The sequence below is a fragment of the Streptococcus oralis subsp. oralis genome (assembly GCF_002096595.1).
GTDB classification, from domain to species: Bacteria; Bacillota; Bacilli; order Lactobacillales; family Streptococcaceae; genus Streptococcus; species Streptococcus oralis_D.
Genome location: NZ_NCUR01000010.1, coordinates 744,838 through 765,019, shown reverse-complemented (window position 1 = coordinate 765,019; position 20,182 = coordinate 744,838). Strand labels below are relative to the sequence as shown.

23 protein-coding genes are annotated in these 20,182 nt (G+C 41.1%); 21 read left to right on the top strand and 2 right to left on the bottom strand.

The annotated features are described in order from the left end of the window. The first annotated feature begins 17 nt into the window (after positions 1 to 17). The 7 genes from uvrC to brnQ all read left to right on the top strand — a co-directional run bounded on the left by uvrC (position 18) and on the right by brnQ (position 7,339). Positions 18 to 1,865 (top strand): excinuclease ABC subunit UvrC, encoded by a 1,848-nt coding sequence (gene uvrC / locus B7714_RS08155; RefSeq protein WP_084860194.1) that lies wholly within the window; start codon positions 18 to 20, stop codon positions 1,863 to 1,865. Continuing rightward, on the top strand, positions 1,855 to 2,709 hold the full coding sequence (locus tag B7714_RS08150; RefSeq protein ID WP_084860193.1) for a metallophosphoesterase family protein: 855 nt from the start codon (positions 1,855 to 1,857) through the stop codon (positions 2,707 to 2,709). Before uvrC ends, B7714_RS08150 begins: the two co-directional genes overlap by 11 nt. A 173-nt stretch (positions 2,710 to 2,882) precedes the next feature. Then, entirely contained in the window at positions 2,883 to 3,488 is a 606-nt protein-coding gene (locus B7714_RS08145; RefSeq protein ID WP_084860192.1) for a nitroreductase family protein, read from the top strand. A 12-nt stretch (positions 3,489 to 3,500) separates the two neighbouring features. Next, positions 3,501 to 4,901, top strand: coding sequence for a dipeptidase PepV (gene pepV, locus B7714_RS08140; RefSeq protein ID WP_084860191.1), 1,401 nt, complete (start codon positions 3,501 to 3,503; stop codon positions 4,899 to 4,901). Positions 4,902 to 4,954: 53 nt separating this feature from the next. After that, the gene (locus tag B7714_RS08135) at positions 4,955 to 5,545 is read left to right on the top strand and encodes a uracil-DNA glycosylase family protein (protein ID WP_084860190.1); all 591 of its coding nucleotides are present in this window, start codon (positions 4,955 to 4,957) and stop codon (positions 5,543 to 5,545) included. Continuing rightward, the gene (locus tag B7714_RS08130) at positions 5,542 to 5,829 is read left to right on the top strand and encodes a rhodanese-like domain-containing protein (RefSeq protein WP_084860189.1); all 288 of its coding nucleotides are present in this window, start codon (positions 5,542 to 5,544) and stop codon (positions 5,827 to 5,829) included. The genes B7714_RS08135 and B7714_RS08130 overlap by 4 nt, the downstream gene beginning before the upstream one ends. 184 nt (positions 5,830 to 6,013) lie before the next feature. After that, positions 6,014 to 7,339, top strand: coding sequence for a branched-chain amino acid transport system II carrier protein (gene brnQ / locus B7714_RS08125; RefSeq protein ID WP_162284814.1), 1,326 nt, complete (start codon positions 6,014 to 6,016; stop codon positions 7,337 to 7,339). A gap of 48 nt (positions 7,340 to 7,387) precedes the next feature. On the opposite strand, the gene B7714_RS08120 is transcribed toward brnQ, so the two are convergent. Further along, positions 7,388 to 7,939, bottom strand: coding sequence for a DUF1307 domain-containing protein (locus tag B7714_RS08120; protein ID WP_084860188.1), 552 nt, complete (start codon positions 7,937 to 7,939; stop codon positions 7,388 to 7,390). Between the two features lie 316 nt (positions 7,940 to 8,255). After that, positions 8,256 to 8,807 carry a DUF1307 domain-containing protein gene (locus B7714_RS08115; RefSeq protein WP_084860187.1) on the bottom strand — a complete coding sequence of 184 codons (552 nt, stop codon included), beginning with the start codon at positions 8,805 to 8,807 and terminating at the stop codon, positions 8,256 to 8,258. 139 nt (positions 8,808 to 8,946) lie between these two features. Here B7714_RS08115 and B7714_RS08110 point away from each other — a divergent pair, with 139 nt between their 5' ends. From B7714_RS08110 to B7714_RS08045, 14 genes are all read left to right on the top strand, one after another. Continuing rightward, a complete protein-coding gene (locus tag B7714_RS08110; protein WP_084860186.1) occupies positions 8,947 to 9,984 on the top strand; it encodes a M42 family metallopeptidase in 1,038 nt (345 codons plus the stop codon). Position 9,985: 1 nt separating this feature from the next. After that, entirely contained in the window at positions 9,986 to 10,447 is a 462-nt protein-coding gene (locus tag B7714_RS08105; protein WP_084860185.1) for an HIT family protein, read from the top strand. 14 nt (positions 10,448 to 10,461) lie between these two features. Next, positions 10,462 to 11,178, top strand: a complete 717-nt coding sequence (gene ldcB / locus B7714_RS08100; RefSeq protein WP_084860184.1) for an LD-carboxypeptidase LdcB/DacB — start codon at positions 10,462 to 10,464, stop codon at positions 11,176 to 11,178. Positions 11,179 to 11,300: 122 nt separating this feature from the next. After that, on the top strand, positions 11,301 to 11,726 hold the full coding sequence (gene rplK / locus B7714_RS08095; protein ID WP_001085808.1) for a 50S ribosomal protein L11: 426 nt from the start codon (positions 11,301 to 11,303) through the stop codon (positions 11,724 to 11,726). A gap of 97 nt (positions 11,727 to 11,823) precedes the next feature. Then, positions 11,824 to 12,513: a 50S ribosomal protein L1 gene (rplA, locus tag B7714_RS08090; RefSeq protein WP_001085675.1), complete on the top strand. Its 690-nt coding sequence runs from the start codon at positions 11,824 to 11,826 to the stop codon at positions 12,511 to 12,513. 483 nt (positions 12,514 to 12,996) lie between these two features. Next, positions 12,997 to 13,755, top strand: coding sequence for a class I SAM-dependent methyltransferase (locus B7714_RS08085; RefSeq protein ID WP_084860183.1), 759 nt, complete (start codon positions 12,997 to 12,999; stop codon positions 13,753 to 13,755). An 86-nt stretch (positions 13,756 to 13,841) separates the two neighbouring features. Further along, the gene (locus B7714_RS08080; RefSeq protein ID WP_001049316.1) at positions 13,842 to 14,354 is read left to right on the top strand and encodes an adenine phosphoribosyltransferase; all 513 of its coding nucleotides are present in this window, start codon (positions 13,842 to 13,844) and stop codon (positions 14,352 to 14,354) included. A gap of 186 nt (positions 14,355 to 14,540) precedes the next feature. Next, positions 14,541 to 15,485 carry a homoserine O-acetyltransferase MetA gene (gene metA, locus B7714_RS08075; RefSeq protein WP_084860182.1) on the top strand — a complete coding sequence of 315 codons (945 nt, stop codon included), beginning with the start codon at positions 14,541 to 14,543 and terminating at the stop codon, positions 15,483 to 15,485. Between the two features lie 8 nt (positions 15,486 to 15,493). After that, entirely contained in the window at positions 15,494 to 16,171 is a 678-nt protein-coding gene (locus tag B7714_RS08070; RefSeq protein WP_084860181.1) for a DnaD domain-containing protein, read from the top strand. Positions 16,172 to 16,267: 96 nt separating this feature from the next. Further along, positions 16,268 to 17,026, top strand: a complete 759-nt coding sequence (tpiA, locus tag B7714_RS08065) for a triose-phosphate isomerase (protein WP_000087899.1) — start codon at positions 16,268 to 16,270, stop codon at positions 17,024 to 17,026. 189 nt (positions 17,027 to 17,215) lie between these two features. Continuing rightward, complete coding sequence (locus B7714_RS08060) at positions 17,216 to 17,734, top strand: Dps family protein (protein WP_084860180.1); 519 nt, start codon at positions 17,216 to 17,218, stop codon at positions 17,732 to 17,734. A 209-nt stretch (positions 17,735 to 17,943) separates the two neighbouring features. Continuing rightward, on the top strand, positions 17,944 to 18,282 hold the full coding sequence (locus B7714_RS08055; RefSeq protein ID WP_001061600.1) for a zinc ribbon domain-containing protein YjdM: 339 nt from the start codon (positions 17,944 to 17,946) through the stop codon (positions 18,280 to 18,282). Positions 18,283 to 18,284: 2 nt separating this feature from the next. After that, the gene (locus B7714_RS08050) at positions 18,285 to 18,908 is read left to right on the top strand and encodes a Pr6Pr family membrane protein (protein WP_000775204.1); all 624 of its coding nucleotides are present in this window, start codon (positions 18,285 to 18,287) and stop codon (positions 18,906 to 18,908) included. Between the two features lie 112 nt (positions 18,909 to 19,020). Continuing rightward, positions 19,021 to 20,172, top strand: a complete 1,152-nt coding sequence (locus B7714_RS08045) for an MFS transporter (protein ID WP_000816259.1) — start codon at positions 19,021 to 19,023, stop codon at positions 20,170 to 20,172. The last annotated feature ends 10 nt before the right edge of the window (positions 20,173 to 20,182 follow it).

The following is a 20,182-nucleotide window of genomic DNA, read 5'->3' as shown; positions in this document are numbered from 1 at the left end:
TTTGCTATAATGGAACTATGAATAACTTGATCAAATCAAAACTAGAGCTCCTGCCGACCAGCCCTGGTTGTTACATTCACAAGGATAAAAATGGCACTATTATCTATGTAGGAAAGGCTAAAAATCTTCGCAATCGCGTGCGGTCCTATTTTCGTGGAAGTCATGATACCAAGACGGAAGCTCTGGTATCTGAAATTGTGGATTTTGAATTTATCGTCACTGAGTCCAATATTGAGGCGCTTCTGCTGGAAATCAACCTCATCAAGGAAAATAAACCCAAGTACAATATCATGCTCAAGGATGATAAGTCTTATCCTTTTATCAAAATCACCAATGAGCGCTATCCACGCTTGATTATTACCCGTCAGGTCAAAAAGGACGGTGGTCTTTATTTTGGCCCTTATCCAGATGTGGGGGCGGCTAATGAAATAAAGCGACTCTTGGATCGGATTTTTCCTTTTCGTAAGTGTACCAATCCACCCTCTAAGGTTTGTTTTTACTATCATATCGGCCAGTGTATGGCCCACACTATCTGTAAGAAGGATGAGGCCTACTTCAAGTCTATGGCACAGGAAGTTTCTGATTTCCTAAAAGGACAGGATGACAAAATTATCGATGGTCTCAAGGAAAAGATGAATACTGCAGCCCAGACGATGGAGTTTGAACGTGCAGCGGAATACCGTGACCTGATTCAGGCCATTGGAACGCTTCGGACCAAGCAACGGGTCATGGCGAAAGATTTGCAAAATCGTGACGTCTTTGGCTACTATGTGGATAAGGGCTGGATGTGTGTTCAGGTTTTCTTTGTACGTCAAGGAAAACTCATCGAGCGGGATGTCAATCTCTTCCCCTACTACAATGATCCGGACGAGGACTTTTTGACCTATGTGGGACAATTTTATCAAGAAAAATCTCACCTGGTTCCCAATGAGGTACTGATTCCGCAGGATATTGACCAAGAAGCAGTCAAGGCCTTGGTGGATACCAAGATTGTCAAACCCCAGCGTGGAGAGAAAAAACAACTGGTCAATCTAGCCATAAAAAATGCCCGTGTTAGTCTGGAGCAGAAGTTCAATCTGCTAGAAAAATCTGTCGAAAAGACCCAAGGAGCTATTGAAAATCTGGGACGCTTGCTCCAAATCCCGGCCCCAGTACGTATCGAGTCCTTCGATAACTCTAATATCATGGGAACTAGCCCTGTTTCGGCTATGGTGGCCTTTGTCAACGGTAAACCGAGTAAGAAGGATTACCGTAAGTACAAGATAAAAACGGTTGTTGGACCAGACGACTATGCTAGTATGAGAGAAGTCATTCGAAGACGCTATGGTCGAGTTCAACGCGAGGGCTTGACCCCACCAGATTTGATTGTCATCGATGGGGGACAAGGTCAGGTCAATATCGCTAAGCAAGTCATTCAAGAGGAGCTGGGCTTGGACATTCCGATTGCTGGGTTGCAAAAAAATGACAAGCACCAAACCCATGAACTGCTCTTCGGAGATCCACTTGAAGTGGTGGAGTTGTCTCGCAATTCTCAGGAATTTTTTCTCCTGCAACGGATTCAGGATGAGGTGCACCGCTTTGCTATCACTTTCCACCGCCAACTGCGCTCAAAAAATTCTTTTTCATCTCAATTGGATGGGATTGACGGTCTGGGGCCTAAACGCAAGCAGAATCTCATGAAGCATTTTAAATCTCTCACTAAAATCAAGGAAGCCAGTGTGGATGAGATTGTCGAAGTTGGGGTGCCAAGGGCAGTCGCAGAAGCTGTGCAGAGAAAGTTGAACCCTCAGGAAGAAGTAGAATTGGCTCAAGTGGCGGAAGAGAGAGTAGATTACCAAACGGAAGGAAATCATCATGAACCATAAAATTGCAATTTTATCAGATATTCATGGCAATGCTACGGCACTAGAAGCAGTGATTGCAGATGCTAAAGTTCAGGGAGTCAGTGAATATTGGCTTCTGGGAGATATTTTTCTTCCTGGACCAGGTGCAAATGACTTGGTGGCTTTGCTACAAGACCTTCCGATTACGGTGGCTGTTCGTGGCAATTGGGATGATTGTGTCCTTGAGGCTTTAGATGGGCAATATGGCTTAGAAGACCCACAGGAAGTTCAGCTCTTGCGTATGACACAGTATTTGATGGAGCGAATGGATCCTGCAACGATTGTCTGGCTACGAAATTTACCTATGCTGGAAAAGAAAGAAGTTGATGGACTGCGCTTTTCTCTTTCTCATAATTTGCCAAATAAGAACTATGGTGGTGACTTGTCTGTTGGGAATAACACAGATAAATTTGACCAACTCCTAGATGAGGAAACGGACGTGGCAGTCTATGGTCATGTCCACAAGCAGTTGCTTCGTTACGGCAGTCAAGGGCAACAAATCATCAATCCAGGTACGATTGGCATGCCCTATTTTGATTGGGAAAAGTTAAAAAATCACCGTGCCCAGTATGCCGTGATAGAGGTTGAAGATGGGGAATTGGTAAATATTCTATTCCGAAAAGTTTCCTATGATTATGAAGCAGAGTTAGAATTAGCCAAGTCCAAGGGTCTTCCTTTTATCGAAATGTATGAAGAACTACGTCGAGATGACAACTATCGAGGGCACAATCTGGAACTCTTAGCTAGTTTAATTGAAAAGCATGGGTATGTAGAGGATGTGAAGAAATTTTTGGAGGCTATAAAGTCAGAATATAAGGTAGACTAGTTTCTTAAAACCCCTGAAAATTAGTTGGAACTGGATGAGGGAATCCCTGACTTAAATGATGGATTTCGTTTGGTTACTCATCCTTGTTCCAATTTCTTTCTATGAAAAATCTCTGCAAGCTCTTTCAAAATATGGTAGAATGGATGCAGTAGAATTAGAAAAGGAAATCGATTATGAAATTTCTTGAATTAAATAAAAAACGTCATGCGACTAAGCATTTTACTGATAAACCAGTAGATCCCAAAGATGTGCGTACGGCTATCGAAATCGCGACTTTGGCTCCAAGTGCCCACAATAGCCAACCATGGAAGTTTGTGGTGGTTCGTCAGAAAAATGCTGAATTGGCAAAATTGGCTTATGGTTCGAACTTTGAGCAGGTATCATCAGCGCCTGTAACCATTGCCTTATTTACAGATACAGATCTTGCCAAGCGTGCCCGTAAGATTGCCCGAGTTGGTGGTGCTAACAATTTCTCAGAAGAGCAACTTCAATACTTTATGAAAAATTTGCCTGCCGAGTTTGCCCGATACAATGAGCAACAGATTAGTGACTACCTGGCCCTTAATGCTGGTTTGGTTGCCATGAATTTGGTTCTCGCTTTGACAGACCAAGGGATTGGTTCCAATATTATCCTTGGTTTTGACAAATCAAAAGCCAACGAAGTTTTGGACATCGAAGACCGCTTCCGCCCAGAACTCTTGATTACGGTAGGTTACACAGACGAAAAATTGGAACCAAGCTACCGCTTGCCAGTAGATGAAATCATCGAGAAAAGATAGAAAGAAGAAAAAATGACAGCAATTGATTTTACAGCAGAAGTAGAAAAACGCAAAGAAGACCTCTTGGCGGACTTGTTTAGCCTTTTGGAAATCAACTCAGAACGTGATGACAGCAAGGCCGATGCTGAGCATCCATTTGGACCTGGGCCGGTAAAAGCCTTGGAAAAATTCCTTGAAATCGCAGACCGCGATGGCTATCCAACGAAAAATGTTGATAACTACGCAGGACATTTTGAGTTTGGTGAAGGAGGAGAAGTTCTCGGAATCTTTGCTCACATGGACGTGGTGCCAGCTGGTAGCGGTTGGGACACGGACCCTTATACACCAACTATCAAAGACGATCGCCTTTATGCGCGTGGAGCTTCAGACGACAAGGGGCCTACAACAGCTTGTTACTATGGTTTGAAAATCATCAAAGAATTGGGGCTTCCAACTTCTAAAAAAGTTCGTTTCATCGTCGGAACAGATGAAGAATCAGGCTGGGCAGACATGGACTACTACTTTGAACATGTAGGACTTGCGAAACCAGACTTCGGTTTCTCTCCAGATGCTGAATTCCCTATCATCAATGGTGAAAAAGGGAATATCACAGAATATCTCCATTTTGCAGGTGAAAATACTGGTGCAGCTCGCCTTCACAGCTTCACAGGTGGTTTGCGTGAAAACATGGTACCTGAATCAGCAACAGCAGTTGTTTCAGGTGACTTGGCTGACTTGCAAGCTAAACTAGATGCTTTTGTTACAGAACACAAACTCAGAGGAGAACTCCAAGAAGAAAACGGCCAGTACAAGGTGACTGTGATTGGTAAATCAGCTCATGGTGCTATGCCTGCATCAGGTGTCAATGGTGCGACCTACCTTGCCCTTTTCCTCAGCCAGTTTGACTTTGCAGGACCTGCAAAAGACTACCTTAACATCGCTGGTAAGATTCTTTTGAACGACCATGAGGGTACAAATCTCAAGGTTGCTCATGTAGATGAAAAGATGGGTGCCCTTTCTATGAATGCCGGTGTCTTCCGCTTTGATGAAACAAGTGCTGACAATACGATTGCCCTCAACTTCCGTTATCCAAAAGGAACAAGTCCAGAGCAAATCAAGTCAATCCTTGAAAACTTGCAAGTGGCTTCAGTTAGTCTTTCTGAACACGGCCATACCCCTCACTATGTGCCAATGGAAGATCCGCTTGTGCAAACCTTGTTGAATGTCTATGAAAAACAAACTGGTCTCCAAGGTCACGAGCAAGTCATCGGTGGTGGTACCTTTGGTCGCTTGCTGGAACGTGGGGTTGCCTACGGTGCTATGTTCCCAGACTCAATCGATACCATGCATCAAGCCAATGAATTTATCGCCTTGGACGATCTCTTCCGAGCAGCAGCAATCTATGCTGAGGCTATCTATGAATTGATCAAATAAAACGATAGAAGTCTGAGATGTTATGCTTGGACTTCTTTTTGGAGGGAAAACAGATGTCTCAAATCGAAAGAATCAAGCAAGCCATTATGGCGGATCCACAGAATATCAGCTATACAGAACGCGGAATCGAACCTCTCTTTGCGGCGCCAAAAACTGCCCGCATCAATATTGTCGGTCAAGCTCCGGGGTTTAAAACGCAAGAAGCTGGGATTTATTGGAAGGATAAGAGCGGCGATCGCTTGCGTGAGTGGCTAGGTGTAGATGAAGATACCTTTTACAATTCGGGCTTGTTTGCAGTTATTCCCATGGACTTTTATTTCCCAGGACATGGAAAATCGGGCGACCTTCCCCCCCGTAAAGGCTTTGCCGAAAAATGGCACCCACAACTCTTGCAAGAATTGCCCAATATCCAATTAACTCTCTTGATTGGGCAATATGCCCAAGCCTATTATTTACATGAGAAAGTTAGTGGCAAGGTGACAGAACGGGTAAAACACTACAAAGACTATCTACCAGAATTTTTCCCTCTGGTGCACCCCTCACCACGAAATCAAATCTGGATGAAAAAAAATCCTTGGTTTGAGTCAGAAGTGGTGCCCGATTTGAAAAAAAGAATTCAAAAGATTCTTGGAGAAAAAGAATGAAAGAAATTTCCTTTGATGCATTTTACCAGCTTTATCAAAATGAGCAACTTTCTCTAGTGGACGTGAGAGAAGTAGAAGAGTTTGAGACGCTTCATTTAGAAGGTGCTCAGAACCTACCACTTAGTCAATTGGCTGATACTTATGATCAGTTGGACAAGGACCTCTTGTATTATGTCATTTGTAAATCTGGGATGAGGTCAGCGCGTGCTTGTCACTTTCTAGCTGAACAGGGTTATGACGTTATCAATGTTCAAGGTGGAATGACGGCCTTTGAAAATCTTTAAAGCTATATAGCGATAGATCCTAATCTTCCCTTGCTCGGTTCCAACTGAGTGAGGGATTTTGTTTTTAGATAATTCTTATTTTTAAAAATATTGAAAACATTCAATGATTAATTTTGGATACTTTTTTCAGAGTCTTAATCATGGTATACTAGGTCAGTATTTTAGAAATATGAAGGAGATTTTTATGGCTAAAAAAGGTGCCCTAACAGGCTTGCTCCTGTTTGGAATATTTTTTGGTGCGGGGAACTTGATCTTTCCGCCTTCTCTAGGTGCCCTATCTGGAGAACAGTTTCTTCCTGCCATCGCAGGTTTTGTCTTTTCAGGTGTCGGTATTGCTGTCTTGACACTTATTATTGGAACGCTAAACCCTAAAGGATATATTCACGAGATTTCTAAGAAAATCTCACCTTGGTTTGCGACTCTTTATCTTGCAGTCCTCTATCTATCGATTGGCCCTTTCTTTGCCATTCCACGTACAGCAACAACAGCTTACGAAGTCGGGATTAGCCCCCTTTTATCAGATGCGAATAAAGGACTTGGATTGATTGTCTTTACCGTACTGTATTTTGCAGCGGCTTATTTGATTTCACTTAATCCATCAAAGATTTTGGATCGAATCGGACGTGTTTTAACGCCAGTCTTTGCTTTGTTGATCGTTATCTTAGTTGTACTAGGTGCCTTTAAATATGGTGGAACAAGTCCCCAAGTAGCTTCAGAAGCCTATCAAGCTTCTGCCTTTGGTACAGGTTTCCTAGAAGGCTATAATACCCTGGATGCCCTTGCTTCCGTTGCATTTAGTGTAATCGCAGTTCAAACCTTGAAACAACTTGGATTTTCAAGTAAAAAAGAATACATTTCAACTATTTGGGTGGTTGGTATCGTTGTAGCTCTTGCCTTTAGCGCTCTTTACATTGGTTTAGGATTCCTTGGAAATCATTTCCCAGTACCAGCAGAAACGATGAAGGGTGGAACACCAGGTGTTTATATCTTGTCACAAGCAACTCAGGAAATCTTTGGTTCAACGGCTCAACTCTTCCTTGCTGTCATGGTAACTGTAACCTGCTTCACAACGACAGTTGGTTTGATTGTGTCGACAGCAGAGTTCTTTAACGGTCGCTTCCCACAAATCAGCTACAAGGTCTATGCAACTGCCTTTACCTTGATTGGATTTGCTATTGCAAATCTTGGGCTTGATGCGATTATCAAGTACTCCATTCCAGTACTGGTAATCTTGTATCCAATCACTATTGCCATTGTGATGATTGTGATTGTTAATAAGTTTGTACCCCTATCAAAACCGGGTATGCAACTAACAATGGGAGTTGTTACAGCAATCGCTGTTGCAAGTGTTCTTGGAAGCTCCTTTAAAATTGAGTTTCTAGAAAATCTTGTGAATGCTTTGCCTTTTGCTAAGGCATCCCTCCCATGGTTGGTACCTGCTATCATTGGAATCTTGCTTTCGCTGGTTCTACCAAACAAACAAGAGAGTGATGTTTTTGAGATGGAATAAAAAAATTCTTGGTCAACGACCAAGAATTTTTTGTATAAGCACGACTCGTTAGTTGGTTTGTTCAGTATAACCAGCCTCTTTAAGCATTTTTCTAGTTTTTAGGAAACTTACACGGCTTCCAGAGCCAGAAACTTCATTTGGCATTGCTTTTTTCATCTCTTCGAGATTCACAGCAGTCATGTCAACCTCCATGCTATGGATGACTTTTCCATCTTTGAATTCGATATTTTGTGTAATACCTTTAAGTCCTTCCTCCTTTTTATAAGTTTTCACGATAAGTTCTTTAATCTCTTCTGCTGACTTGTCAAGTATTTCAGGATCAAAAACATTATAGACTTCTTGTTTTACAACATCATCCCCCTTAACAGTGTATGTCAAGGTAGAAGTTCTTCCGGGATTGCTATTGTGAACAAAAATGTAGTTTTTTGTCTCATCTTTCTTCTCAGATGATTGTTGGCTGCTTTGTTTGGTCTCGCTTGACTGAGTTGTTTTATCTTCTTTGGTACTGCTGCTAGCAGGTGTTGATGCTTGTTTGGAGCATCCGAGCAGGAGGACAAGTGAAGCCACTAGGGCTAGTGAAGTTTTAACATAAGTTTTCATAGAATTTCCTTTCATAATCAAAATATTTTGTATTATAACATGATTCTACTTCAAAATCAACTAGACCTCCCCTCTCATCTGACCTGACATGACGATGAACAGAAACTAGTCAGATGATTAAAGTTTTGTCTCGATCTAATTCAAAAAACTTTTATCCTATGGATTGAAAAGTGGGAAGTTTTAAATGCACTTTTTATGGGATTTGGAGGAATCTATTGGACTCATCAGTTAGGAATATAGTAAAATACCCCAAGAGTTAGAGTTGTCTCTAACTTTTGGGGTGGACCTACACTAGTCTATATGAAATTTTGGGAGATTAGTTCGTCTTTTCTGTGAATCCCATTTTTTCCAGTGCTTTTTTAGAGTTTGAGAAACTGACACGATTGCCGATACCAGAATATTCTTCAGGAAGTGCTTTTCTAAGTTCGCTAATGCTTGCAACTGAGAAATCAACTTCTAGATCTTGAACAACTTTTCCATCTTTGATTTCAATCGTTTGTTTAACACCTTTGAGTCCATTATAACCTTTGTACTTTTCTTCGATAAAACTCTTGACATCTTCTGGAGTTGCACCAAGGATTTCAGGATCAGCAATGTTATTAGCTGATTGCTTGATAACATTGTCGCCTTCTACAGTATAAACCAAGGTAGAAGTGATTCCAGAATTATTCTTGTTTACAAAGGTATGTGTTTTAGTTGTTTCTTTCTTTTCAGAGGATTGTTGACTGCTTTGTTTGCTCTCACTTGACTGAGTTGTTGTGTCTTCTTTGCTACTGCTGTTAGCAGGTGTTGATGCTTGTTTGGAACATCCGAGCAGGAGGACAAGTGAAGCCACAAGGGCTAGTGATACTTTAAAGTATGATTTCATATTTTTTACTTTCCTTTCATAATCAAAGTATTCGTATTATAACATGGATCGATAGTGAAAGCAACTAAACACAGTTTTTCTCCTTTTGATAAGGAGTCTGACTAGAAAAATGTTATAATGGTAGGAAAGAGGTGAAGAAATGAATCTAACTGTAAACTATATCAAAGAATTAACTGCTATTGCATCTCCAACGGGCTTTACTCGTGAGATTTCAGACTACCTAGTCCATACTTTAGAAGAGCTTGGTTACCAGCCTATTCGAACTGCTAAGGGTGGTGTCAATGTTACTATTAAAGGTCAAAATGATGACCAACACCGCTATGTGACTGCCCATGTGGATACGCTGGGTGCTATTGTCCGTGCTGTCAAACCGGATGGCCGTCTCAAATTGGATCGTATCGGTGGTTTCCCTTGGAACATGATTGAGGGAGAGAACTGTACGGTTCATGTGGCTAGTACAGGTAAAACGGTATCTGGAACTATCCTCATCCACCAGACATCTTGCCATGTCTACAAAGATGCGGGAACTGCAGAACGTACGCAGGACAATATGGAAGTGCGTTTGGACGAAAAAGTGACCAATGAAAAGGAAACGCGCGCCTTGGGTATTGAGGTCGGTGATTTTATCAGCTTTGATCCACGTACTGTCGTGACAGAGACTGGTTTTATCAAGTCCCGTCATTTGGATGACAAGGTCAGCGCAGCAATTTTGCTCAATCTTCTTCGTGTTTATAAGGAAGAGGGGATTGCATTGCCAGTAACAACTCATTTTGCTTTTTCAGTCTTTGAAGAGGTGGGTCACGGTGCAAACTCCAATATTCCAGCTCAGGTAGTGGAATATCTAGCTGTAGATATGGGAGCTATGGGCGATGACCAGCAGACGGATGAGTATACAGTGTCTATCTGTGTCAAGGACGCTTCAGGTCCCTATCACTATGACTTCCGTCAACACTTGGTAGCTTTGGCGAAAGAGCAAGATATTCCATTTAAGCTCGACATCTATCCATTTTACGGATCGGACGCTTCAGCAGCTATGTCAGCAGGAGCAGAGGTCAAACACGCCCTCCTTGGAGCTGGTATTGAATCCAGTCACTCTTACGAACGAACACACATTGATTCGGTCGTAGCGACTGAGCGTATGGTTGATACCTATCTCAAGAGTGCATTGGTAGACTAATATGTGCTTGATTTGTCAAAGAATTGAATGGATCAAGGAAGGGGAAAATCCCTACTTTGTAAAAGAACTAGAAACAGGCTATGTTGTCATTGGAGACCACCAATACTTTAAGGGCTATACCTTATTTCTAGCAAAGGAGCATGTCACAGAACTCCACCATATGGAGACTTCTGTAAAACTTCGTTTTCTAGAGGAAATGAGTTTGGTCCAAGAAGCTGTCGCCAAAACGTTTAAAGCTGAAAAGATGAATATTGAACTCCTAGGAAATGGAGATGCCCACGCTCATTGGCACCTCTTTCCAAGACGATCAGGTGATATGAGGGGTCATGGATTGAATGGCCGTGGTCCAGTCTGGTGGGTGCCCTGGGAAGAAATGGCGGCAGAAGATTGCCAAGTGAAATCCCATGAGTTGGAACAAATGATTAAAGCCTTATCCGATGAATTAGAGAAGCACTTGGTATAAGAGAGGAAGAAAAAATGAAAAAAAGATACATCGTTTTATCTGGTTTGCTGGCAGTAACCCTAGCAGCATGTTCTCAAGAACAACCTAAAAATGAAGAAAACACTCAAAAAACGGAACAAACTAGTCAACCTGAAGGAACTGTAGGGAGCAAATCTCAAGCCTCTAGTCAGAAGAAGGCAGAAGTTATCAATAAGGGAGACTACTATAGTATTCAAGGGAAGTACGATGAAATCGTCATAGCCAATAAGCACTATCCTTTGTCAAAAGACTATAATCCAGGAGAAAATCCAACAGCTAAAGCAGAGTTGCTGAAGCTCATTGCAGCAATGCAAGCAGCTGGCTACCCAATCAGCGATCACTACAGTGGTTTTAGAAGTTATGAAACCCAAACCAAACTTTATCAAGACTATGTGAATCAAGACGGGAAGGAAGCAGCAGATCGCTACTCAGCTCGCCCAGGTTATAGTGAACACCAAACAGGTCTTGCATTTGACCTTATTGGGACAGATGGAGATTTAGTTACTGAAGAAAAGGCGGCCCAGTGGCTCTTGGATCATGCGGCTGACTATGGCTTTGTTGTTCGCTATCTCAAAGGCAAGGAAAAAGAGACTGGCTACATGGCGGAAGAATGGCATCTTCGCTACGTCGGAAAAGAAGCCAAAGAAATTGCTGCAAGTGGTCTCAGTTTGGAAGAGTACTATGGCTTTGAAGGCGGAGATTACGTCGATTAAAAAAGTAATTTTTCTCTTGCATTTTTAGATAAATAGTGTATAATAGAAAGGTATGTGTAAAGCATACTTGTGGGAGGTAAAAATCTTTAATTACCGCCAAAACCACAAAGGAGGATTTAAAAATGGCTAAAAAAGTCGAAAAACTTGTAAAATTGCAAATCCCTGCTGGTAAAGCTACACCAGCTCCACCAGTTGGACCTGCTCTTGGTCAAGCTGGTATCAACATCATGGGATTCACAAAAGAGTTCAACGCTCGTACAGCTGACCAAGCTGGTATGATCATTCCAGTTGTTATCTCAGTATACGAAGACAAATCATTTACTTTCGTAACAAAAACACCACCAGCTGCTGTTCTTTTGAAAAAAGCTGCAGGTGTTGAAAAAGGATCAGGTACACCTAACAAAACTAAAGTTGCTACAGTTACTCGTGCACAAGTACAAGAAATTGCAGAAACTAAGATGCCAGATTTGAACGCAGCAAACATTGAGTCTGCAATGCGTATGATCGAAGGTACTGCTCGTTCTATGGGATTCACTGTTGTTGACTAATCAATAACACCCCCAATATAACCCGCAAGACTTCATCATTTCGAGAAGTGACGTGGGAGATGAAAATCGATTGAACCACTTACAAGGAGAATAGAAAATGGCTAAAAAAAGCAAACAACTTCGTGCTGCTCTTGAAAAAATCGACAGCACAAAAGCGTACAGTGTAGAAGAAGCTGTAGCACTTGCAAAAGAAACTAACTTTGCAAAATTTGACGCAACTGTAGAAGTTGCTTATAACTTGAACATCGACGTTAAAAAAGCTGACCAACAAATCCGTGGCGCAATGGTATTGCCAAACGGTACAGGTAAAACTTCACGCGTTCTTGTTTTCGCACGTGGTGCAAAAGCTGAAGAAGCAAAAGCTGCTGGTGCAGACTTTGTTGGTGAAGATGACCTTGTTGCAAAAATCAACGACGGTTGGTTGGACTTCGACGTAGTTATCGCTACACCTGACATGATGGCTCTTGTTGGACGTCTTGGACGTGTCCTTGGACCACGTAACTTGATGCCAAACCCTAAAACTGGTACTGTAACAATGGATGTTGCTAAAGCAGTTGAAGAGTCTAAAGGTGGTAAAATTACTTACCGTGCAGACCGTGCAGGTAACGTTCAAGCAATCATCGGTAAAGTATCATTTGAAGCTGAAAAATTGGTTGAAAACTTCAAAGCTTTCAACGAAACAATCCAAAAAGCAAAACCAGCTACAGCTAAAGGAACTTACGTAACAAACTTGACTATCACAACTACTCAAGGTGTTGGTATCAAGGTTGACGTAAACTCACTTTAATTAACAGATTTTTAAAAACGAGTACGAATGTGCTCGTTTTTTAGGTACAACGGGCATTCCGTTCATCTGAGGTGTAAGTCCTCTGTGGGTACCATATACTAGTAAACCCAAAAGTGATTCCCAAGCCTGACTATTGTGAGTGCCTGATCTAACGGCATTAGGATAGACTGTTTAAGTCTGATGTTGGAAACAAGAATCGGCAGAGAAAGAGATAGAGAAATCTTGGCTATACGAATAGGCACGTGATAGTAAAGCGTATATAGCAGATAAGGAGGCCAGCAACTCTAAAGTACAAATATGTAGTCGTAACCTATATGCGTAAACTACGTGAGCAATTGAATTCGAACTAGAGAGGTGATTAATAGATTTATGCTATAGTCATGGCAGCTTGTATGCTTTTGATTCTAGTTTATCAAATAATAGATTAGAATTGTCAGATAATATAATTTTATGTTATAATGAAGAAAAAATAGAGGTGTTCAAATGTCAGAAGCAGGTCATAAGTTTTTAGCAAAACTGGGGAAAAAACGCTTACGTCCAGGTGGAAAACGTGCTACAGATTGGTTAATTGCGGAAGGAGGATTTTCAAAAGAAAAGAGAATACTAGAAGTTGCGTGCAATAGGGGAACTACAGCAATTGAGTTGGCACAGCGTTTTGGTTGTAAGATAACTGCTGTTGATATGGATGGACAAGCCTTAGAAGTGGCTAAAAAATCTGCTGAAATGGCAGGTGTTGGTCATTTGATTAGATTTGAAAGAGCAAATGCAATGAAACTTCCTTATGGAGATGCTAGTTTTGATATTGTTATAAATGAAGCTATGCTGACTATGCAAGCCGATCAAGCTAAGAAAAAATGTGTAATGGAGTATCTAAGGGTTTTAAAACCTGAAGGTCTTCTTTTGACACATGATGTGCTTCTTAAGGAAGCTAAAGAGTCTGTCAGACAGGAATTGTCACAAGCAATTCATGTAAATGTAGGTCCTTTAACTCAAGATGGTTGGGAACAGGTGATGATAGAATCAGGTTATCGTGATGTGAAAATATTGACTGGTGAAATGACATTAATGAAATTATCAGGTATGATTTATGACGAAGGTTGGCTAGGAACTTTGAAAATTTGCGTAAATGCTTGTAAAAAGGAGAATAGAAAGCAGTTTTTAACTATGTATAAAATGTTTGCTAAGAATAAACAGAAATTGGGCTTTATTGCTATGGCTAGTTATAAATCGTCAAATCGTTAGATAATTATTGAAGTTAACTTTTCCTTTTTTCTTTCTTAAAAAATATGCTATAATAGAGAGTAAAAAACTTTGAAAGAAAGAAAAAGATGAATTTAAAAGATTATATCGCAACGATTGAAAATTATCCTAAGGAAGGTATTACCTTCCGTGATATCAGCCCTTTGATGGCAGATGGAAATGCTTATAGCTACGCTGTTCGTGAAATTGTTCAGTATGCAACAGACAAGAAGATTGACATGATTGTGGGTCCAGAGGCTCGTGGATTTATTGTTGGTTGCCCAGTTGCTTTTGAGTTGGGAATTGGCTTTGCTCCTGTTCGTAAACCAGGGAAATTGCCACGTGAAGTCATTTCTGCTGACTATGAGAAGGAGTACGGTATTGATACCTTGACCATGCATGCTGATGCAATTAAGCCAGGCCAACGCGTTCTCATCGTAGATGATCTCTTGGCAACAGGTGGAACTGTCAAGGCAACAATTGAGATGATTGAAAGACTTGGTGGAGTTGTAGCCGGTTGTGCTTTCTTGATCGAGTTGGATGAGCTTAAAGGCCGTGAAAAAATCGGAGATTACGATTACAAGGTACTTATGCATTATTAATGAAAAACAGTCCTTGGGGCTGTTTTCTCTTCATCTGCTATATAAATTAACTATAGCTAGTTAGAGAAAAACTATAATTGAAAACTATATCTTCATACAGTATAATAAAGGGAAGAAGTATTTGGAGGTTTTTACTTTCAAACAGACAACATCATTCCCGAAATAGAGCACTGTTAGGAGGGTATTATGCCGATTCGAATTGATAAAAAATTACCAGCTGTGGAGATTTTAAGGACAGAAAATATCTTTGTTATGGACGACCAACGGGCCGCTCATCAGGATATTCGCCCCTTGAAGATTTTGATTTTAAATCTCATGCCTCAAAAGATGGTAACAGAAACGCAACTCTTACGGCATTTGGCCAATACCCCTTTGCAATTAGATATTGATTTCTTATATATGGAAACACATCGTTCCAAGACAACCCGGGCTGAACATATGGAAACCTTCTATAAGACTTTTCCAGAGGTCGAGGATGACTTTTTTGATGGAATGATTATCACAGGAGCACCAGTCGAGCATTTGCCTTTTGAAGAGGTGGACTACTGGGAGGAATTCAAGCAGGTCATCGAATGGTCCAAGACGCATGTTTTTTCAACTCTCCATATCTGTTGGGGAGCTCAAGCAGGTCTATATGTTCGCTATGGCGTTGAAAAGCACCAGATGGATCGGAAACTATCAGGAATTTATCCACAGGACACCTTGAAAGAAGGGCACCTTCTTTTTAGAGGTTTTGATGATCGCTATGTAGCTCCTCATTCTCGTCATACTGAGATTTTAAAAGAAGAAATCTTAAACAAGACCAATCTGGAGATCCTGTCAGAAGGTCCTGAGGTTGGGGTTTCTATCCTGGCTAGTCGAGATTTGCGTGAAATTTATAGTTTTGGTCATTTGGAGTACGATCGTGACACTTTGGCAAGAGAGTATTTTCGTGATTATGAGGCGGGACTCGACCCTCATATCCCAGAGAACTACTTTAAAAATGATGATGTAAATGAGACACCTTGTCTCTGTTGGTCTTCATCAGCTGCCCTCTTTTTCAGCAATTGGGTAAACTATGCAGTTTATCAAGAAACCCCTTTTGACTGGAGAAAGGTAGAGGATGATGCGGCTGCATTTGGATATCTATAAGAGGAATTATGACATATTTTGACGCTTTTAAATCAGGGAACTTGGTTTTACCAAGTGCCCTGCTCTTGCATTTTAAGGAACTCTTTCCTTCCAGCGAAGATTTTCTCGTCTGGCAATTTTTCTATTTACAAAATACCACAGCCCTAGGAGATGTTTCACCTAGTCAGATTGCTGAAATCATTGGGAAAGAGGTTGCAGATGTCAACCAATCTATTTCAAATTTGACTGAAAATGGTTTGCTACAATATCGGACCATTGAACTAAATGGGGAAATTGAGCTGATTTTTGATGCTAGTTTGGCTTTTGAACGCTTGGATAGCTTGCTAGATAGACAAACTCCATCTGCAACTGCCCCAAACCCGCAGAATCAGTTGAAGGATCTGGTTGAAACTTTTCAGCAGGAATTGGGACGCTTATTAACACCATTTGAAATCGAAGACCTTTCTAAGACTGTCAAAGAAGACGGAGTTAAGGCGGATTTGATCAAGGAAGCTCTCCGAGAAGCCGTTCTCAATGGCAAGCTAAACTGGAAATATATTCAGGCCATCCTTCGGAATTGGCGCCATGAGGGCATTCAATCTGTTGCCCAAGTAGAGGCCAAACGAGCAGAGCGAGAAGCCAACAATCCCAAACAAGTTCAGGCTTCGGCTGATTTCCTTGATGCCATGAATTTGTGGCAAGATTAGTCGCTTGAAAAATCTTGAAAATTAGAGTAAGGTTTGCAAGCTCCTTATAAATATGATAGAATAATAGTGAATAAAATGAAAAAAGAGGTATGTGAAATGTCACGTAAACCATTTATCGCTGGTAACTGGAAAATGAACAAAAATCCAGAAGAAGCAAAAGCATTCGTTGAAGCCGTTGCATCAAAACTTCCTTCATCAGACCTTGTTGAAGCAGGTATTGCAGCTCCTGCAGTTGATTTGACAGCTGTTCTTGCTGCTGCTAAAGGTTCAAACCTTAAAGTTGCTGCTCAAAACTGCTACTTTGAAAATGCAGGTGCTTTCACTGGTGAAACTAGCCCACAAGTTTTGAAAGAAATCGGTACAGACTACGTTGTTATCGGTCACTCAGAACGTCGTGACTACTTCCATGAAACTGACGAAGATATCAATAAAAAAGCAAAAGCAATCTTTGCAAACGGTATGCTTCCAATCATCTGTTGTGGTGAATCACTTGAAACTTACGAAGCTGGTAAAGCTGCTGAGTTTGTAGGTGCTCAAGTATCTGCTGCATTGGCTGGATTGACAGCTGAACAAGTTGCTGCATCCGTTATCGCTTATGAGCCAATCTGGGCTATCGGTACTGGTAAATCAGCTTCACAAGACGATGCACAAAAAATGTGTAAAGTCGTTCGTGACGTTGTAGCTGCTGACTTTGGTCAAGAAGTTGCGGACAAAGTTCGTGTTCAATACGGTGGTTCTGTTAAACCTGAAAATGTAGCTTCATACATGGCTTGCCCAGACGTTGACGGTGCCCTTGTTGGTGGTGCGTCACTTGAAGCTGAAAGCTTCTTGGCATTGCTTGACTTTGTAAAATAATCTCAGTTATTCCAGACAGTCTTCTAAGACTGTCTTTCTTTATAGAGGTCATATATTTTTCTTAAATTATCAGTCTATTGCAACTTTTTTAATATGGGTTAATTTTCTTGCTTTTGTCTACTAGGTGTAGTATACTGAGATAGTAATCAATAAATATGGTTGCAAAAATAATATTATGAGGTGAGAAAAATGGTAGAATTGAAAAAAGATGCATTAAAAGACGTTACAACATTATCTAAAACAGCGCCAGTAGCATTGGCAAAAACAAAGGAAGTATTGAACCAAACAGTAGCAGACTTGTATGTGGCTCACATTGCCCTTCACCAAGTTCACTGGTATATGCGTGGTCGTGGTTTCCTTGTATGGCATCCAAAAATGGATGAATACATGGACAGCCTTGATGGCTATCTTGACGAAATCAGCGAACGTTTGATCACCCTTGGCGGCAAACCTTACTCAACTTTGACAGAATTCCTTCAACACAGTGAAATCGAAGAAGAAGAAGGAGAATTCCGTAACGTTGAAGAAAGCTTGGAACGTGTTCTAGCGATTTACCGCTACCTCATCGCTCTTTTCCAAAAAGCTTTGGATGTGACTGATGAAGAAGGCGATGATGTTACAAACGATATCTTTGTTGGTGCTAAGGCTGAACTTGAGAAAACAGTTTGGATGCTTGCAGCAGAACTTGGACAAGCTCCTGGTTTGTAAAATATAGTTGCTACCCCTTTTATCATGAGGTACCTGATAAGTGCCCATGACCAATCATCTTTTAAAAGTCATGTAACTGTAAACAGTTGCATGATTTTTTTGTTTGCTGGACTTAGGACACATTGTCAAAAGTAGGATTTTACGGTATAATAGTTGCTGTTCAATAACATATGAATTTTAAAGAATAATTGTTAGTTTAAGGAGGACTTATGAACAACTTACCAAATTGCCCAAAATGTAATTCAGAATATGTCTACGAAGACGGAAGTCTCTTGGTCTGCCCAGAGTGTGCCTATGAGTGGAATCCTGCAGAAGTTGCAGAAGTAGAAGAAGGTGTTGTTGCTATCGATGCCAATGGAAATAAATTGGCTGACGGCGATACTGTGACCTTAATCAAGGATTTGAAAGTAAAAGGTGCGCCAAAGGATTTGAAACAAGGAACTCGTGTTAAAAATATCCGTATCGTAGAAGGTGACCACAACATCGACTGTAAGATTGATGGTTTTGGAGCTATGAAACTCAAGTCAGAATTTGTTAAGAAAATCTAGCCATGAAACTGAATTATAAATTTATCTTTTATAGTCGTGTGCTCTTGTTTTTAGCGGCATTTACAGGGGTTTATTTAGAAATTACCAAGCACGGTGGCTTTGGTATGCTCCTTTACTACACAGTGTTGTCCAATCTTTTGGTAACGATTTTCACGGGCTATCTGCTCCGTGTGATGAGCCGTTCAGGTGAAAATTGGCAAAGTCCGACCTTGCTTCGTCTCAAGGGTGGTGTTACCATGAGTATCATGATTACCTGTGTGATTTACCATTTTATGCTTGCTCCGATCGCGACAGACTTTTACCGTGTGGAAAATTTCCTTTGCCACTATATCGTTCCACTCTGGTTTTTAGCCGACACCCTCTTCTTTGATAAACGGGGTCAATACAAGATCTGGGATCCAGTCTTGTGGACCATCTTGCCCTTGGTTTATATGATTTTTGCCTTGTTTAATGGCTTGGTCTTAAAACTCAATATTCCGAATTCCAAGGACAATCCCTTCCCTTATTTCTTTTTAAATGTGAACAAGGGTTGGGACGTGGTTATCAAATGGTGTTTGATCATTTTTGCGGCCTATATGGTTGCAGGCTTCATCTTCTATCTGATCAAGCAAATCAAGCGAAAATAGTCTTCCTATTAGGAAAGTTAGGACGGAGTCTTTAGTTCAATCGGGCTCCTTCTTTTCTTGCCATCTTCCTTTTAAAAGGATCAACAGTGAGAAATATATAGAAAGAAAATTCATGAAACAATATTTAGAACGGGCTAGTATTTTGGCCCTCTCCCTCGTTTTGATTACCTCCTTTTCCATCTCAAGTGCTCTGCCAGCCATGTTTGACTACTATCAAGGCTACCCCAAAGAACAAATCGAGCTTCTGGTCAGTCTTCCTTCATTTGGGATCATGATTATGCTGGTTTTAAATGGGTTCTTGGAGCGGTTATTTCCTGAGCGTCTTCAGATTAGTCTGGGACTTCTCATCCTTTCTATTGGTGGAACTGCCCCTTTCTGGTATCAGGAATACAACTTTGTCTTTGCGATGCGGATTTTATTTGGCTTGGGTGTTGGGATGATCAATGCCAAGGCCATTTCCATCATCAGCGAACGCTATCATGGAAAGACACGGATCCAGATGTTGGGGCTTCGCGGATCAGCAGAAGTTGTCGGGGCGTCGATTTTGACTCTAGTGGTCGGTCAACTCTTATCCTTGGGATGGACAGTGACCTTCTTGGCCTACAGTGCGGGATTTTTAGTATTGATTCTTTATCTGCTCTTTGTCCCTTATGGGAAAGAAAAGAAAGAAACAAAGAAAAAAGAGACCGAAACGACTCGTTTGACAGGAAAGATGAAAGGATTAATTTTTCTATTGGCTGTCGAAGCAGCAGTTGTTGTCTGCACCAACACAGCTATCACCATTCGTATTCCTAGTCTGATGGTGGAAAGAGGTCTAGGGGATGCCCAGTTATCGAGCTTGGTCTTAAGTATTATGCAGTTGATTGGTATCTTGGCAGGTGTGAGTTTTTCTTTCTTTATCTCTCTATTTAAAGAAAGATTGCTCCTTTGGTCAGGTATCACCTTTGGATTGGGGCAGATTGTGATTGCCTTGTCTCCGTCATTGGGTGTGATGGTAGTTGGAAGTGTTGTGGCAGGTTTTTCCTACAGTGTGGCCTTGACCACTGTCTTTCAGCTTCTTTCTGAAAGAATCCCAGCCAAGCTCCTTAATCAGGCAACATCTTTTGCAGTGCTAGGATGCAGCTTTGGAGCCTTTACGACACCTTTCATTCTTGGGGCGATTGGCTTGGTGACTCAAAATGGTATGTTGGTCTTCACCATTTTAGGATGTTGGTTGATTGTCACTTCTATCTTTGTTATGTACGCACTTCAAAAGAGAGCTTAGGATTAATTTC

Coding starts and splice junctions, on each gene's coding strand:
- B7714_RS08060 (WP_084860180.1), top strand. CDS start 17,216: ATGGTAGAATTGAAAAAAGATGCATTAAAAGACGTTACAACATTATCT.
- metA (WP_084860182.1), top strand. CDS start 14,541: ATGCCGATTCGAATTGATAAAAAATTACCAGCTGTGGAGATTTTAAGG.
- B7714_RS08150 (WP_084860193.1), top strand. CDS start 1,855: ATGAACCATAAAATTGCAATTTTATCAGATATTCATGGCAATGCTACG.
- B7714_RS08055 (WP_001061600.1), top strand. CDS start 17,944: ATGAACAACTTACCAAATTGCCCAAAATGTAATTCAGAATATGTCTAC.
- pepV (WP_084860191.1), top strand. CDS start 3,501: ATGACAGCAATTGATTTTACAGCAGAAGTAGAAAAACGCAAAGAAGAC.
- B7714_RS08145 (WP_084860192.1), top strand. CDS start 2,883: ATGAAATTTCTTGAATTAAATAAAAAACGTCATGCGACTAAGCATTTT.
- B7714_RS08070 (WP_084860181.1), top strand. CDS start 15,494: ATGACATATTTTGACGCTTTTAAATCAGGGAACTTGGTTTTACCAAGT.
- ldcB (WP_084860184.1), top strand. CDS start 10,462: ATGAAAAAAAGATACATCGTTTTATCTGGTTTGCTGGCAGTAACCCTA.
- tpiA (WP_000087899.1), top strand. CDS start 16,268: ATGTCACGTAAACCATTTATCGCTGGTAACTGGAAAATGAACAAAAAT.
- rplK (WP_001085808.1), top strand. CDS start 11,301: ATGGCTAAAAAAGTCGAAAAACTTGTAAAATTGCAAATCCCTGCTGGT.
- B7714_RS08115 (WP_084860187.1), bottom strand. CDS start 8,807: ATGAAATCATACTTTAAAGTATCACTAGCCCTTGTGGCTTCACTTGTC.
- B7714_RS08085 (WP_084860183.1), top strand. CDS start 12,997: ATGTCAGAAGCAGGTCATAAGTTTTTAGCAAAACTGGGGAAAAAACGC.
- brnQ (WP_162284814.1), top strand. CDS start 6,014: ATGGCTAAAAAAGGTGCCCTAACAGGCTTGCTCCTGTTTGGAATATTT.
- B7714_RS08110 (WP_084860186.1), top strand. CDS start 8,947: ATGAATCTAACTGTAAACTATATCAAAGAATTAACTGCTATTGCATCT.
- B7714_RS08120 (WP_084860188.1), bottom strand. CDS start 7,939: ATGAAAACTTATGTTAAAACTTCACTAGCCCTAGTGGCTTCACTTGTC.
- B7714_RS08130 (WP_084860189.1), top strand. CDS start 5,542: ATGAAAGAAATTTCCTTTGATGCATTTTACCAGCTTTATCAAAATGAG.
- B7714_RS08050 (WP_000775204.1), top strand. CDS start 18,285: ATGAAACTGAATTATAAATTTATCTTTTATAGTCGTGTGCTCTTGTTT.
- uvrC (WP_084860194.1), top strand. CDS start 18: ATGAATAACTTGATCAAATCAAAACTAGAGCTCCTGCCGACCAGCCCT.
- B7714_RS08135 (WP_084860190.1), top strand. CDS start 4,955: ATGTCTCAAATCGAAAGAATCAAGCAAGCCATTATGGCGGATCCACAG.
- B7714_RS08105 (WP_084860185.1), top strand. CDS start 9,986: ATGTGCTTGATTTGTCAAAGAATTGAATGGATCAAGGAAGGGGAAAAT.
- B7714_RS08045 (WP_000816259.1), top strand. CDS start 19,021: ATGAAACAATATTTAGAACGGGCTAGTATTTTGGCCCTCTCCCTCGTT.
- rplA (WP_001085675.1), top strand. CDS start 11,824: ATGGCTAAAAAAAGCAAACAACTTCGTGCTGCTCTTGAAAAAATCGAC.
- B7714_RS08080 (WP_001049316.1), top strand. CDS start 13,842: ATGAATTTAAAAGATTATATCGCAACGATTGAAAATTATCCTAAGGAA.